Source organism: Pseudoalteromonas sp. SWXJZ10B (assembly GCF_015864475.1).
Taxonomy (GTDB): Bacteria; Pseudomonadota; Gammaproteobacteria; order Enterobacterales; family Alteromonadaceae; genus Pseudoalteromonas; species Pseudoalteromonas arctica.
On sequence record NZ_JADYXD010000016.1, the window covers coordinates 13717 to 28178 of the forward strand.

Genomic DNA, 14462 nt, shown 5'->3' on the forward strand with positions numbered 1-14462 from the left:
ACGCACCACATAAACTTATTTGTATAACTAATTCATAAGCGCGGCTTGTTACTCCAACACAAGCTGCGCTTTTTTATGTTTATTTTTTGTAGTTATTTCAATTTATCTAGTTGTTGAATAACATCACTTAATTTAAAACTACTTTTTTGTGAATTAAAACTTTCAACAAAAACTTCTTTAAAACTGCTTACCGTAGAATCTTCATTTAGCTCAAAAGGAAAACCCTTAAGTTCCTTTGTTTTTGGGTTAAACTTATAAACAAAATTGTCACCACTTAAACCCGCTGAAAAAACGTAATGATGATTATCAACCCATCCTGCCGCGCCATGAAATAGAGCAATATTTATTTTATCGTTTTGAGTATGTACGCCGACTTTAACTACATTATTTTTATTGAATGCGGCTTTTGTTATCTCTTTACTGGGGATAAACCAAAACCCTTTTGTATTACCCACAAACACAGCTAAATATTCATTATCAGGTGACCAAGTGATAACGTTACTTTCATAACTTTTTCTAGGGCATAAAACATCATCTGAGCTACAAAACTCTCGTAACTTCTCTTTTTCAATATATGCCGCTTTATTTGGTAAGATTAATGTAGAGGTAAGGTTTTTGTTTTTATCGAGAAAAAGTATTTCAGCGGTATTGTTATCTATATTTAATTTATAACTCACATCATATTTAGCATTATATTCGTTACCTACTGAAATAAAGCTAATAACTAGGCTTGAAAATAAAATTATTTTTGTAAACCATTTAATCCTTAACTTCATTTGTTTGTAACCCTAATATCTAAAAAAAATACACCTTGTATAACCAATAATTGCATAATAAATAGATAAAAGGGAAACTTACCTTATAAAAAATACGTTACAAAATCTGCTGGAGAAAATAATTAATGAATAAAGAAAAGTGACTTGAACTAATTAAAAAGCGCATTTTTTACTCTGTAAAAATGCGCTGTTGGTAAGTAACTATTTCCCAATGCTTTTGCCTAATGAGCTTTAACTAAATTACTCACTTTGGTTAGAGTCAGTACCGTCGCTACTGTCTTTATTTGATGACTGCTGGCTTATTTTGTCGCTTATCATGGCATCGAGTTTTTCGCCGCCTTTAATACCAAAATCTAAAGTACGAATTGGGAATGGAATACTAATGTCAGCCTCATCGAGTGCCTGCTTAACGGCAACAACACCTTTATGGCGTACCGTCATAAAGTCAGGCTCGCCTGGGTATTTAATCCAAAACCACACCAGTAAGTTAATGCTGCTGTCGCCAAAACCTTCGGCGTATACAGCGGTTTCGTCTTTACGTATTACGAAGTCAAATTCATTTATTTTTTCGACGATGACGTCCTTTGCTTTTTCTATGTCGTCGCCGTACGAAATACCTACGGGTACTTCTATGCGCCTAACACCTAGCGTGGTGTAATTTTTTAGTACGTTTCTAAATAATACTTTGTTTGGTACCAGTATTAACTGCCCATAAAAGCTCTCTATTAGCGTGTTACGTAGGTTTATAGAATGTATCGAACCAAACACATCATCGGTTTCTATTACATCACCTGTTTTAAATGGCTTACGTACACCCATTGCTATACCTGCAATTAGGTTTTCGGTCATGTCTTGAAACGCAAAACCAATGGCTAAACCCACAATACCCGCACCAGCAAGTAGCGAAGTAACGGTGCCTTTTAAGCCAACAAAATCGAGCGCTATAAATAAACCTATGCACAACACAATAACTTTAAAAATTGACGCCATTAAGTCGGCAATTTGTTTTGAGTCGAGTGAGCGGCGTAATACGTTTTTCATCAGCTTGCCAGCAAAGCGTGCCAATATTGAAAACACAATTGCGATCAGTATCGCAACTATAAAATTAGGGATATGACTTATTACAACATCAAACCACCCTCCGAGCTTTTCTTCTATTAGTTTTTCGGCTTCGTCAATTGACGGAATGCTGATCATTTTATTTGCACCTATTTAATTAGTGTTCTCATTAATATTAGATGAGATTGCAAATATAACGCCAACATCAAAAAAGCCATGCAATGCATGGCTTTTAAATTTTTTATTTAAGCTTATGACCTAATTTTGTTCGTCGCGCATAAATACCGGCTCAAGCTCTTTAACTGTTGCCTCTGGGCTAAAGTAATAACCTGCTACCGTAAACTCTTTAAGTTGGCTTAACTGCGTTACTTTATTTTCGATAATGTAGCGCGCCATCATGCCGCGTGCTTTTTTAGCGTAAAAGCTAATTACTTTGTATTGGCCGTTTTTACAATCTTTAAAGTGTGGGGTAATAATTTGTGCATTAAGCGCTTTTTTATCTACCGCTTTAAAGTATTCGTTTGAAGCAAGGTTAACTAAATATTGTGCGTCTTGCGCTTTTAATACGTCGTTTAGTTTATTCGCTATTACGCTGCCCCAAAACTCGTATAAGTTTTTGCCACGTGAATTTTCGAGCTTGGTGCCCATTTCAAGACGGTAAGCTTGCATTAAATCAAGTGGTTTTAATAAGCCGTATAAACCTGAAAGTATACGTAAATGGTTTTGTGCGTAATCAAGCTCACTAGTTTTAAGTGTACTTGCATCTAAACCACCGTATACATCACCATTAAAGGCAAGTGCGGCTTGTTTAGCATTACTTTGTGTAAACGGCTGCGCCCACTCACTAAAGCGTGCTGCGTTAAGCCCAGATAGCTTGTCGCTAATTTTCATTAAACTGCCAATTTGCGCTGGTGTTAGTTCACGGCATACTTTCATGAGCTCTTCGCTGTGCTCTAGTAATTCAGGCTGAGTGAACTTGTCTGTTGCGGGTGGCGTTTCGTAATCAAGATTTTTTGCAGGTGAAATAACAGTGATCATAGTTAGCTATTGACTTGTAATTTATTTAGTGTCAATTTCAACATTAAATGAAACGAAAAGCACGTTTTGTTTAAATAAATCCTCTCTTAATAACCCATGCATTGCCGTTTTTCTATTGATAAGGACATAAGACCTATCAAGCATTGTCACACTGTTGCAGTATGGATTATATATATTAAGAGTGATTAGATTTTTCTTTTAACTTGCTTGGAATGAGGAAAGCAAATGACTTCAGCTCTACAAAGGCTAAAACAACATTCATCTATTGTGGCCGACACTGGTGATATTGAAGCTATTAAAAAGCATCAACCAGAAGATGCAACTACAAACCCGTCGCTTTTATTAAAAGCGAGCGAGATTGAAGCATATAAGCCTTACTTAGATAAAGCTTGGAGCTACGCAAAAGAAACCGAGCAAGAGCCTGCTAAACAACTTGAACTAGCATGTGATTACTTTGCCGTATTACTAGGTAAAGAAATTAGCGCTATTGTACCTGGTTATATTTCGACTGAAGTAGATGCACGCCTTTCGTTTAATACGCAAGCTACGATTGATAAAGCACATACCCTACTTAGCCTTTACGAAAAAGAAGGTGTAAGCAAAGACAAAATTTTAATTAAAGTAGCGTCTACATGGGAAGGTATTAAAGCCGCTGAGCAACTAGAAAAAGAAGGGACTAAATGTAACCTTACTTTATTATTTAGCGATGCCCAAGCTCGCGCGTGTGCCGATGCAAACGTATTTCTAATTTCGCCATTTGTTGGCCGTATTTTAGATTGGCACGTTGCTAACGGTATGGAAAAACCAACCGATCCGCTACAAGATCCAGGTGTTCAGTCTGTACGCAGCATTTTTGAATTTTACAAACGTCATGACTACAAAACAGTTGTGATGGGTGCAAGTTTCCGTAATACAGGCGAAATTATTGCACTTACAGGTTGTGACAAGCTAACTATTAGCCCTAATCTTTTAGAAGATTTAGGTAACCTTGAAGGCGCACAAGAATATTTGCTTGAAAGCGATGTTCCACAAGAGCCAAAACCAGAGCCATTAACAGAAGCACAGTTCCGTTGGTTACATAACCAAGATGCTATGGCTACTGAAAAACTAGCTGAAGGTATTCGCTCTTTTGCTGATGCACAAGAACAACTAGAGGCGCGCTTTAAAGCAATGTAATTTGCTATAATCGTGTTTTAAAAACGTCGCAATAGCGGCGTTTTTTTATGCCTAAAATACGCTATCCCTCTATATAATCTTCATATCGACTTCATATAATCTTCGTATAAACCTTCATCAATTAATCACACTTATGTAACATAACTGTCACTTTTTTATTCTATTTTAACTAGGCCTGTGGTATAGGTATTCTTGAGGTCAATAAAATCAATAGGAGAAGTTCATGGATAGCCTAAACGATATATTAGAGATATTAGAAGGACCAGATACAACAAGGAAAACCTCTCAGAAAAATAAAAAAAGAAAATGGCGTGAAATAGAAGCAATAAAAGACAAACAGCGCCTACGTAAAGAACTACAAGAACTAGACTACTTTACAGACAGTATTGCAATTGAAGAGCTCGATTTTTAATTCAATACGCCCCAACTAAACAAAAAGGCTTCCGATATATGGAGGCCTTTTTTAATGCACTGAAAATAGCTGCATGAGATAAATTTATTATTCAGAGCTCAGGTTATTTACACCTGCCAGTTAATCGGTTTTTCACCTTGGGCTTGTAATAGCTCATTCGTTTTTGAAAAATGCTGACAGCCAAAAAAGCCTCTATGCGCCGAAAGCGGTGATGGGTGCGGCCCTTTTAAAACATGATGGCGAGCGCTATCTATGCCTTTACCTTTTTTTTGTGCGTGTGCACCCCATAAAATAAATACCACACCTTCGCAGTGTTTATTAATATGCGCTATTACATTATCGGTAAATTGCTCCCATCCTAAATGCTTGTGAGAATGCGCTTGCCCTTGCTCAACGGTCAATACTGTATTGAGTAAAAACACGCCCTGATCAGCCCAGCTTTGCAGGTACCCGTGTTCAGGAACAGCAAAACCGCTGATATCGGTAGCTAACTCTTTGTACATATTTTTAAGCGACGGCGGCAGCTTTTTTACATCAGGCAATACCGAAAAACACAAGCCATGCGCTTGCCCTTCTCCGTGGTATGGGTCTTGTCCTAAAATTACAACGCGGATGTCATTTAGTGCTGTGGCATCAAAAGCACTAAATACTTGAGCTTCAGGCGGATAAACAGCAACACCTTCATTGCGGCGATTAGCCACATACTCTAACGTTTCCTGCATGTAAGGTTGCTGTAATTCACTTTCTAAAAATGTAGCCCAATCGCTCATTGTGTACTCTTAATCTGTTTACGTGATGCGTCTATTTTATCACACATATCCGCGAGTCCATCTAGCATGCGCGGAGTAAAACGATGTAATAAATCGGCATTTACGCTAATAAATTGATCATTTTTAACGGCGGGCACTTCTGGCCACTTTTGCCAATTAACAACCGGCTGTGGCGTTTTTGATTTTTCATCAGGGATAATAATAACTTGTGGCTTAGTAACAATGACATTTTCGATACTAATTTGCGGGTAATCTGTAACGCTCTGTGCAAATACATTACTTACATGGCATGTTTCAATCAGTTGGCTTATCCATGTATTTTTACTTACTGTCATCATGGGCTCAGCCCATAACTGATAAAACCCGGTAATATTTTTTTTATCTTGCTGGCTTTTAACAATACCATTTAGCTTATGTTTAAATGCATTTGCCGCTTGCTGGCTTTGCTTAATGTTCCCTGTAAATTCACCAAAAGTAAGTAATTCATCAGCTACACCAGCGATTGTGGTGGGGTTACTTAAATATACTTTTATGCCCAGGCGCTCTATTTGGGCTAAATCTTCGCTTTGATTTCCACTTTTCCACGCAATGACTAAATCAGGTTTAAGCGCCAACACTTTTTCAAGTGAGATACCGTAATAACCGCCTATGCGCTCAATACTTTGGGCTTCAGCAGGGTAGTCGGCGTAATCAACTGTGCCCACAATATTATCGCCCGCCCCTATGGCAAATAGGTTTTCGACTATATGTGGTGCAAGCGCGATTATTCGCAGTTTTTTAGAATCATTAGCCTGCTCTGCAAGTGCACTGCCCGATACACTAAAAAGCAGCAGCCCAATAAAAAACGCTTTAAACATTAGTAATCAAACCCTTCAAGCGCTTTTATGCCTGAATCGAATGCGTGTTTTACATTACGCACTTCGCTTACCGTGTCGGCAAGGTCGGTTAAAGTACGATGCGCTGCACGCCCTGTAATAATAACTGACTGCATTGGCGGGCGGTTATTAAGCGCTGTTACTACTTCATCTAAATCTACGTAGCCGTAAGTCACCATATACGTAAGCTCATCAAGTAATACTAAATCAATACTGCTATCAGCAAGCATACGTTTTGACTCTTGCCATGTTGCCTGCGCGGCTGCAGTATCGGCTTCTTTATTTTGCGTATCCCAAGTAAAACCGGTGTTCATTACAACAAACTCAACACCTGCACCTTGTAATAAATTACGCTCGCCACACTCCCACGTACCTTTAATATATTGGCAAACAGCTGCTTTTTTACCATGCCCTACGCAACGTGCTACAACGCCAAAACCCGAGGTTGATTTACCTTTACCATTACCGGTAATTACCTGAAAAATACCTTTTACATCTTGTGCGGCGGCAACACGTGCGTCCACTTGTTCTTTTACTTTTTGTTGGCGCTGCTTGTGCTTATCATTGTTTTGTTCAGTCATTATTGTGCCCTTCATAAATCGAGATAATTTGCTGTATGTTTAAATGCGTTTCGCACATGGTTGCTAATCGTTCTAACTGCTGCTCGCGGTGAGCGGCAATACTAATTGGGTTAATTGAGGCGCTTGGTTTTACCCATTTTAAAATTTGCGATGTAGCATCGGCTTCATCAAATAAGCCATGTAAATAAGTGCCCGCAATGGCGTTATCATCGCTAATAAAGCCATCGAACATAAAACCATGTGGGTGGTTTTCATCAAAGGTTAAAAATGGCTTATTAAGCGCTGCACCTTGGCTAATCCCTGCATGTATTTCGTAACCACTACAGGGTGTTGATTGGTTATTTAAAAGCAGTGTAGCGGTTATTTTAGTTAATACTTTTTGTGCTGTCAGCGTGGTTTCAAAGTCGCATAGAGCAAGCCCATTCACTTGTTTTAATGACGATTCAATACCATCGGGATCGTTGATTGTATTGCCCAGCATTTGCATGCCGCCACAAATACCAAGTACTTTGCCACCATAGCGTAAGTGGCGCTTAATTTGAGTGTCCCAGCCTTCATTTTTCAAAAAATTTAAATCGCCCAGCACATTTTTACTGCCTGGGAGAATTATCAGATCAACGTCTGGGATCGTTTGCGTATGGCGCACGTAATTTATATTAATGTTTGGGTGCAAACGCAGTGCATCAAAATCGGTGTGGTTACTAATGTGGGGAACAAGTAGCACTGCAATATTAATTGTGGCGTTGGTTACGTTATTATCAATTGCGACGGCGTCTTCGGCATCAAGCGCAAGATCGTGCAAATAAGGTAATACGCCAAGTACGGGTTTGTTTGTATATTCTTCAAGCCAATCAAGCCCGCCTTGCAGCAAACCTATATCGCCTCTAAAGCGGTTTATAACAAAGCCTTTTACGCGCGCCTGTTCTGACTCGCTTAACAACGCAAGCGTACCTACCAAATGTGCAAACACACCGCCTTTATCTATATCGGCAATAATAATGACAGGGCAATCTACCTCTTCGGCGTAACCCATATTGGCAATATCGTTTTCACGCAGGTTTATTTCAGCAGGACTACCCGCCCCTTCAACAAGGAGTAAATCAAAGCGTTTAGCTAAGCGGTTATGTGAGGTAATTACTGCATCCATCGCCACTTTTTTATAGTCGTGATATTTGCTCGCTTCCATATTAGTAATGGCTTTTCCGTGAATAATTACTTGTGCGCCCGTGTCGCTATTAGGTTTAAGCAATACGGGATTAAAATCTATTTCGGGCTCTACTTTAGCCGCTATTGCTTGCAAAGCTTGCGCACGACCAATTTCGCCACCATCTTTTGTTACTGCGCTATTAAGTGCCATATTTTGTGGTTTAAAAGGCGCAACTCTTACCCCACGCTTAGCAAACACTCTGCAAAGGGCTGCAACTAGGGTACTTTTACCTGCGTCGGAAGTAGTGCCTTGCACCATTAAGGTTTTCATAGAATTACACCCTTCGCTTTCTAAAAAACAATAAACTTAAAAAGAACACACTACCAATAGCAGCGGTTATAACACCTACAGGTAACTCTTGGTTTTTTAGCAAGGAGCGCGAAAGTACATCAACCCACACCATAAATGTACCGCCCACTAAGCTGGTTACTAGCAATCCCGCGATGGTGCCTTGGGAGATAAAAAAGCGCACAATGTGCGGTACCATTAATCCTACAAACCCAATACCACCACACATAGCCACCAGCACAGCGGTAATTAATGAGCTCAAAACTAGCATAAGTATTCTAAAGCGCTGGACCCTAACACCTAATGTAATTGCGCTTTCATCGCCTAGTAACATGGCATTGAGTTGCCTTCTAAAGCTTAGCATTACAAACGTACACAATGTAATTACCAACAAAGGCAACCAAAGCGTAGCCCACTGCGCACGCGCAAAGCTGCCCAGTGTCCAAAATAAAATAGCGGCTACCGCCTGTGGGTCGCTCCAATAAAGCAACAAACTGGTAAACGCACTAAATAAAAATGACAGAGCAACACCAGCTAATAACATTGATTCTACCTGTGCACTTTGCTGCCTACCTGCAATAAGTATTAATAAACTCATAGCGAGTAAGCTGCCCAGCAGTGCTGCTGCAGATAGCATAAAGCCTGCGCTAATACCTGCTAGCGCCATAAGTAACACCACACCAAATGAGGCACCCGACGATATACCAAATAAGTAAGGATCGGCTAAAGGGTTGCGCGTTACCGTTTGTAAAATAAGCCCCGCAATTGCTAAGCCAGAGCCTGCTAAAAAGGCGAGTAATGTGCGTGGCATTCTTAGTTCAAAAATAATACGCGTATTAAAAGACGCATCATTTGAGAGTAAAAAGCTATTAAATACATCTTGAAGTGAGGTATCTGCTGCGCCAAAACTAAGTGCTGCAAATAAGCTAAATAAAGCAGCTGAAGCACTTATAAATAGCGCAAATGAGTGGCGAGTATTAACTGCGCTCATATTATTTGTAACCATAAAAGTAAGTGATATGAGGGATGCTATTTCCCGACTTCGATATTTGCGGGTGGTTATTTACTTGAGCGCAGACACCAAAAACGTCGCCTAGCATGCTTTCGGTTAATACTATCCTTGGCGCGCCTGTATGTGTAATTTCACCGTTTTTAATAACCACTAGTTCATCGCACATTGCAGAGGCTAAGTTTAAATCATGAAACGATGCAAACACCGTTACACCCAACGATTTAGCAAGCTCCATTACCTGTATTTGGTATTTAACATCTAAATGGCTGGTTGGCTCGTCCATTATTAACAGTTGAGGTTGCTGAACTATGGCGCGGGCTATCAAGGCACGTTGCTTTTCACCGCCTGAGAGCGATTCAAAGCTTTGATCACTATGCTCTGCTAATCCTACGGTATTGATAGCTTGAATAATTTTTTGTTTATCGATGTTAGTTATTGAGCTGAATAGCGATTTATGAGGCGTTAGCCCAAGCGCAATAACATCAAATACGCTTAAGTTAAATTGCGACGGGGTTTCTTGTAAAACAACCGCTACTTTTTTTGCGTACTCATCGCTTTTTAGCTGCCAAATGTCGGTGTTGTTAAACTCTACAACGCCATCACTTGGTTTATTAAAACGATATAAACAACGCAATAAGCTCGATTTACCTGCGCCATTAGGTCCAATTAAACCAACAAATTTACCTGTGGTTATTTTAAGGTTTATTTTTTTGAGAATCGTTTTATTGCCAATACCCCATGATACGTTTTTAACGTTTAGTAATGGTTTATTTAATGGCGTTTGAGTGTGCAATAGTCAGTCCTAGGCTAGGGTCTGTTGATCTTTCAAGGTTAAATTTGCAACAGTCTGTTTGGTATTTAGGCAAGGCAGAGCCTATGTAGTGTGGTTATTCCCCATAAATGGGCGATAACGTCGCATTAATGCCAAACAGGCGCTGCCCAAAGGGTTCTTCCTAGGGGCTATTTACTCTTTGTTGCTCGGTTTTTACTTAGCCCACTAGGTTACAAACCTCGCGCCGCGATTAAATAGCCCCTAGTTTGAACAAATTTTAATCCGCAAAGATCAACAGACCCTAGGTTAAACTCACTAAAAATGCGATAAAAATACTAATGCACTACAAGAAAAAATGAGTAAACCCGCTCGTTAAAAGAATTCATACCAATTGCATTAAATTAGTGATTTATTATAGCGACAAATAAATAGCTTAATAACAAGGCGGAAATTATGACATATAGTTGTTCTATATAAATAATTTTTAACGAAGTTAGTAAGTTATTTAATTCGCTAGAAAGATCATGTTTTTAATAAAATTGGTATTATACCATTTGTATCTGACTTAAAGCTTTGCGCTAATTACAGTTGCGGGAACAGTCGAGGACTCGCACCTCATTCCAAATGAAGCTCTATTATGGGCGGCTAAGTAAATAATTTAAAGCAAAAAAACCGCACTCAAAAGAGCGCGGTTAAAAAGGGAGTGTTTTAACTAATCGTTAAAACTTGTATTCCATACCTAAGCCTACGTAGTCTTGGTCAACGTTGTTGTCCATATCGAAGCTTGAGTAAAAACCAAATACTTTAATATTTTTATTTAATTTGTGATCAAGACCAACTGAAATTGCTGACTTATCGTCGCTATCGTCAAAGTCCATATCTTGGTATTGCACTTTAAATGTGTTGTTACCCATACTGTAAGCAGCATTTAGCAAGTAACCATCCGCTTCTGCGCTGCCATCTACTGCTTCTTGTGTTTGGTACATTGCGCCCAATTTAAAGTTTTCGATTTTACCTTGGATTGATGCACGTACTACATCGTAGCCATTTACTTCACTATCGGCTGCAATCGAGGCATATACAGCGCTCTTTTTAAGTGCCACGTCGCCGTATGTCACCGCCATTGAGTAACCGTTATCAGCGTCTACATCATCTTCAGCTACAAAAGTAGCTAGTACTTTAAAACCTTCGTATGAGTTTGATGAATAACTAACTGTATTTCCTAAGCGGTTTTCACCTTTAAATACATTTTTAATGTCGCCTTCAAGATCGTTAAATAAATCTAACTTACCTTGAGATTGCTTAAGCGCAGTATCGTTACGACCAATTACAACCTGACCAAACGCACCTTTTAAACCAACATATTGGTTACGCGCAGAAATATTGTCGTCGTTATCGCCTTTTGAATCAGCATCAGACACATCAACTTGAAACTCAAACTTATATACCGCTTCTAAACTATCATTTATTTTTTCAGAACCTTTAACACCAAGACGAGATGCATTACTTTTTATCTCGGTAAAAGACCCTTCGCCATCATCAGATGATTGCACTGTTACATTCGCTTTACCGTAAATGTCTGCGTCGGCAAGTGCATTAAAAGATAAACCACTTAATAGTGCTAAGCATAAGCTCGATTTTACAAATTTCATGTTATTTCCTTGGATAATCACAAAAGACTAATTTTCAAAACTGCTGCATTTTGTCATTCCTAAATGACAGTAATATTACAACGGAAATATTAATGTCTTTTTTTGTTAATAAAAATGCATTAAATGTGAAATCAAAATAACATGAAAGCCTAGTAGATGGTCGTACTTACTTATCTTGCTTTAATGACAAGCTTGGCGTCATTTGCGAAAGTAAATTAACTAAGGTTTCTATTAGCTCTTTTTGCTCGTTGTCTCTGTGATACGCAATAAATACGTCTCTTGAGGTGTTTTCTACCCCTTTAACATGAAACAACTCACCTTTTTCTAAATGCCCTTCAACCAATACTTGAGGTATAAATGCACTACCACCACATTGCAGTATTAAATCAAGTGCAATACGCCCCGTGCTGGTTCTAAAGTAAGGGGGTGTTTTTCCTGTAAACTGACGCGCATGCCAAAGAGAAAAAGTAGTTCCCCAATCAACATACACATATTGATTATCAAAAAAGTTTTCGTTCGTTGCGGTGTCGTATCCGCTTACTGGAATGATTGGCAACTCACAAATTCGCTCTACCACTAATTCATCTACTTTTGGTGGATCAAATAATATTGCCAAATCGAGAGTACGCTCTAATAAAAGTCGAGTGCTCTCTTGTTGTGCTTTAACTTCTGCAACCAACGACACGCCCGGCATCGCCGATACAATATTTGTTATACCAAACTGTAAAAAAGCATCCCAAATATTAGGCGTTCCTGCTAAGCTAATTTGCTTATGCATATTGTCGGCAAGTGCAACATCTACTTTGGCCCGCTGCATGCCCGTAATAATCATTTGTGCGTGCGGTAATAAGCGCTCGCCAGGTGCTGTAAGTTGAATATTATTACGCTGGCGAATAAACAAATTAACACCAAGCCCTTGCTCTAATTGGCGAATTCTAAAGCTCACTGCAGACTGCGTAATATAAAGGTTTTCGGCCGCTTTACCAAAGTGACGCGTACGCACTACCTCAACGAATGTTTTTAATAAATCGATATCCAATTTTTTATCCTCACGATAAAAATAATTTGTTTAATAAATTGCCAAACTTGCATCATACTCCAGCTAATTAATAGGGTATGAGGATAAAGCTATGAGCAATAACATTTCATTACTACGCCAAGCATTTGTTAGCCAACGTCAATTTTATGATGATCAGAATTTTCCACGTGGTTTTAGCCGCAGCGGAAACTTCACCTTATTAGAAGCCAGTATATTAGAACAACACGGTGTTGTTTTAAGAGGCTTATACAGTAAAACAATTGAGCCGCAAAACGAACATCAAGAACAGTTTGTAGCAGTAGTAACTGGCTCACAAGAACCTACTAACCCAATCGAACGTGCTTGGGTAAAATACTTAAAGCTAACGACCTGTAAAACTAAGTTTCATACTTTATTTGGCCGCTCAAAAATGTCAGGGCCGGCACCGATTAGCCAAGAGTATTATTCAGAAGCGGATAATCTGTAAGTACTTAAGTTATTTGCTTTTTTGCGTTTTAACAGTTACAACTTGTATAAGCAAATATTTTTGCAAAATATAAACAGGGTTGTTCCGTGACGCGAAAAATACTAATAGTTGAAGATACACCTGCAATGGCGCGAGTGCAAAAGCACATCGCGCTTAAAGCAGGCTATGAAGTTGATATAGCAGAGTCATTAGCACAAACAAAAGAGCTTATAAGTAAAAATAGCTACTTTTGCGCTGTAGTTGACTTTATATTACCTGATGCCCCATCAGGTGAAGCAGTACCCTGCACTGTTAATGCTGATATCCCAACTATTGTAATGACGGGTAATATTGATAAAAAAACCCGCGACACCGTCGAAAAATACCCAATCATCGATTACATCATTAAAGAAAACAAACAAGCTTACCAATACCTAGAAAAACAATTACACCGCTTACCTCGCAATGAAAATGTAAAAGTACTCGTTGTTGATGATTCTAAATCGACTCGCCGATACATTTGCAGCTTGTTAGTTCGTCACAAATATCAAATTATTGAAGCACAAGACGGTGAAGAAGCATTAAAAATGCTCGAAAATTCACCCGACATTTCAGTCATCATTACTGATAACGAAATGCCAAACATGAATGGTGATGAGTTATGTAGCGAAATTCGCCGCTTATATAGCAACGACGAAAAAGCCATTATTGGTATTTCGGGCTCTGACTCTTTAGGGCTTTCTAGTTTATTTTTAAAAAATGGCGCAAACGATTATTTACATAAACCTTTTAATAGTGAAGAGTTTTACTGCAGGCTTAGCCAAAACGTCGATATGCTAGAGCAAATAGCCACAATTAAACGCCAAGCCAACACCGATTACCTAACTAATCTACCTAATCGTCGTTACTTTTTTGAAGAAACAAGCAAATCACTTAAAAATATTAAAAATAAGCAAGGTTCAGGAGCGCTAGCCATGCTTGATATTGACCATTTTAAAGTAATTAATGACACTCACGGACATGATGTAGGCGACGAAGTATTAAAAGGGCTCTCCATTTGCTTTAGTAAATATTTTAAAAAGTATTTAGTGGCCCGCTTAGGTGGTGAAGAGTTTGCCGTTTACTTTGCAAATGCGGATAAACAGGAAGCACTAAAAAGACTTGAAGGTTTTAGGTACTTTATAGAGGCGAACAGCCAAGAGTTTAGTAAAGAAAAAATCAAATTTACTATATCTATTGGTTTTGCAGATGGGCCTGTTTATCAAATTGATGAATTATTAAAACAGGCCGATTTAAAGCTTTACGACGCTAAAGAATCTGGTCGTAATAAAGTAGTTAGCTAACAGCTCTATTAGGTTAA

Annotated in this window: 15 protein-coding genes and 1 riboswitch; of the genes, 4 read left to right on the forward strand and 11 right to left on the reverse strand. The window is 38.8% G+C overall.

What is annotated here, in order from left to right; genetic code table 11:
- Nucleotides 1–92: 92 nt before the first annotated feature.
- The 3 genes from I6F54_RS14145 to yaaA all read right to left on the reverse strand — a co-directional run bounded on the left by I6F54_RS14145 (nt 93) and on the right by yaaA (nt 2873).
- The gene (locus tag I6F54_RS14145; protein ID WP_166376490.1) at nt 93–776 is read right to left on the reverse strand and encodes a hypothetical protein; all 684 of its coding nucleotides are present in this window, start codon (nt 774–776) and stop codon (nt 93–95) included.
- A 240-nt stretch (nt 777–1016) separates the two neighbouring features.
- Complete coding sequence (locus tag I6F54_RS14150; RefSeq protein WP_165725197.1) at nt 1017–1973, reverse strand: mechanosensitive ion channel family protein; 957 nt, start codon at nt 1971–1973, stop codon at nt 1017–1019.
- Nucleotides 1974–2093: 120 nt separating this feature from the next.
- Entirely contained in the window at nt 2094–2873 is a 780-nt protein-coding gene (yaaA, locus tag I6F54_RS14155; RefSeq protein ID WP_101216518.1) for a peroxide stress protein YaaA, read from the reverse strand.
- A 225-nt stretch (nt 2874–3098) separates the two neighbouring features.
- Here yaaA and tal point away from each other — a divergent pair, with 225 nt between their 5' ends.
- Together tal and I6F54_RS14165 are read left to right on the forward strand one after the other, a co-directional pair.
- A complete protein-coding gene (tal, locus tag I6F54_RS14160; protein WP_007376481.1) occupies nt 3099–4049 on the forward strand; it encodes a transaldolase in 951 nt (316 codons plus the stop codon).
- A gap of 223 nt (nt 4050–4272) precedes the next feature.
- A complete protein-coding gene (locus I6F54_RS14165; protein WP_007583746.1) occupies nt 4273–4461 on the forward strand; it encodes a DUF3545 family protein in 189 nt (62 codons plus the stop codon).
- 107 nt (nt 4462–4568) lie between these two features.
- On the opposite strand, the gene ung is transcribed toward I6F54_RS14165, so the two are convergent.
- The 8 genes from ung to I6F54_RS14205 all read right to left on the reverse strand — a co-directional run bounded on the left by ung (nt 4569) and on the right by I6F54_RS14205 (nt 12657).
- Nucleotides 4569–5231, reverse strand: a complete 663-nt coding sequence (gene ung / locus I6F54_RS14170) for a uracil-DNA glycosylase (RefSeq protein ID WP_197141957.1) — start codon at nt 5229–5231, stop codon at nt 4569–4571.
- Nucleotides 5228–6088, reverse strand: coding sequence for a cobalamin-binding protein (locus tag I6F54_RS14175; RefSeq protein WP_197141959.1), 861 nt, complete (start codon nt 6086–6088; stop codon nt 5228–5230). The genes ung and I6F54_RS14175 overlap by 4 nt, the downstream gene beginning before the upstream one ends.
- A complete protein-coding gene (gene cobO, locus I6F54_RS14180) occupies nt 6088–6687 on the reverse strand; it encodes a cob(I)yrinic acid a,c-diamide adenosyltransferase (protein ID WP_007376484.1) in 600 nt (199 codons plus the stop codon). The genes I6F54_RS14175 and cobO overlap by 1 nt, the downstream gene beginning before the upstream one ends.
- Entirely contained in the window at nt 6680–8164 is a 1485-nt protein-coding gene (locus I6F54_RS14185; RefSeq protein ID WP_197141961.1) for a cobyric acid synthase, read from the reverse strand. Before I6F54_RS14185 ends, cobO begins: the two co-directional genes overlap by 8 nt.
- Nucleotides 8165–8168: 4 nt before the next feature.
- Nucleotides 8169–9173 carry a FecCD family ABC transporter permease gene (locus I6F54_RS14190; RefSeq protein WP_197141963.1) on the reverse strand — a complete coding sequence of 335 codons (1005 nt, stop codon included), beginning with the start codon at nt 9171–9173 and terminating at the stop codon, nt 8169–8171.
- Between the two features lies 1 nt (nt 9174).
- Entirely contained in the window at nt 9175–9987 is an 813-nt protein-coding gene (locus I6F54_RS14195; RefSeq protein WP_197141965.1) for an ABC transporter ATP-binding protein, read from the reverse strand.
- A gap of 513 nt (nt 9988–10500) precedes the next feature.
- Nucleotides 10501–10640, reverse strand: a riboswitch (cobalamin riboswitch).
- Nucleotides 10641–10685: 45 nt separating this feature from the next.
- Nucleotides 10686–11618: a porin gene (locus tag I6F54_RS14200; protein WP_197141967.1), complete on the reverse strand. Its 933-nt coding sequence runs from the start codon at nt 11616–11618 to the stop codon at nt 10686–10688.
- 166 nt (nt 11619–11784) lie between these two features.
- Nucleotides 11785–12657: a LysR family transcriptional regulator gene (locus I6F54_RS14205; RefSeq protein ID WP_007583736.1), complete on the reverse strand. Its 873-nt coding sequence runs from the start codon at nt 12655–12657 to the stop codon at nt 11785–11787.
- A gap of 91 nt (nt 12658–12748) precedes the next feature.
- Here I6F54_RS14205 and I6F54_RS14210 point away from each other — a divergent pair, with 91 nt between their 5' ends.
- Nucleotides 12749–13123: a DUF413 domain-containing protein gene (locus I6F54_RS14210; protein ID WP_007583734.1), complete on the forward strand. Its 375-nt coding sequence runs from the start codon at nt 12749–12751 to the stop codon at nt 13121–13123.
- 86 nt (nt 13124–13209) lie between these two features.
- Nucleotides 13210–14445 (forward strand): GGDEF domain-containing response regulator, encoded by a 1236-nt coding sequence (locus I6F54_RS14215; protein WP_197141975.1) that lies wholly within the window; start codon nt 13210–13212, stop codon nt 14443–14445.
- Nucleotides 14446–14462 lie beyond the last annotated feature (17 nt).

Coding starts and splice junctions, on each gene's coding strand:
- I6F54_RS14145 (WP_166376490.1), bottom strand. CDS start 776: ATGAAGTTAAGGATTAAATGGTTTACAAAAATAATTTTATTTTCAAGC.
- I6F54_RS14150 (WP_165725197.1), bottom strand. CDS start 1,973: ATGATCAGCATTCCGTCAATTGACGAAGCCGAAAAACTAATAGAAGAA.
- yaaA (WP_101216518.1), bottom strand. CDS start 2,873: ATGATCACTGTTATTTCACCTGCAAAAAATCTTGATTACGAAACGCCA.
- tal (WP_007376481.1), top strand. CDS start 3,099: ATGACTTCAGCTCTACAAAGGCTAAAACAACATTCATCTATTGTGGCC.
- I6F54_RS14165 (WP_007583746.1), top strand. CDS start 4,273: ATGGATAGCCTAAACGATATATTAGAGATATTAGAAGGACCAGATACA.
- ung (WP_197141957.1), bottom strand. CDS start 5,231: ATGAGCGATTGGGCTACATTTTTAGAAAGTGAATTACAGCAACCTTAC.
- I6F54_RS14175 (WP_197141959.1), bottom strand. CDS start 6,088: ATGTTTAAAGCGTTTTTTATTGGGCTGCTGCTTTTTAGTGTATCGGGC.
- cobO (WP_007376484.1), bottom strand. CDS start 6,687: ATGACTGAACAAAACAATGATAAGCACAAGCAGCGCCAACAAAAAGTA.
- I6F54_RS14185 (WP_197141961.1), bottom strand. CDS start 8,164: ATGAAAACCTTAATGGTGCAAGGCACTACTTCCGACGCAGGTAAAAGT.
- I6F54_RS14190 (WP_197141963.1), bottom strand. CDS start 9,173: ATGAGCGCAGTTAATACTCGCCACTCATTTGCGCTATTTATAAGTGCT.
- I6F54_RS14200 (WP_197141967.1), bottom strand. CDS start 11,618: ATGAAATTTGTAAAATCGAGCTTATGCTTAGCACTATTAAGTGGTTTA.
- I6F54_RS14210 (WP_007583734.1), top strand. CDS start 12,749: ATGAGCAATAACATTTCATTACTACGCCAAGCATTTGTTAGCCAACGT.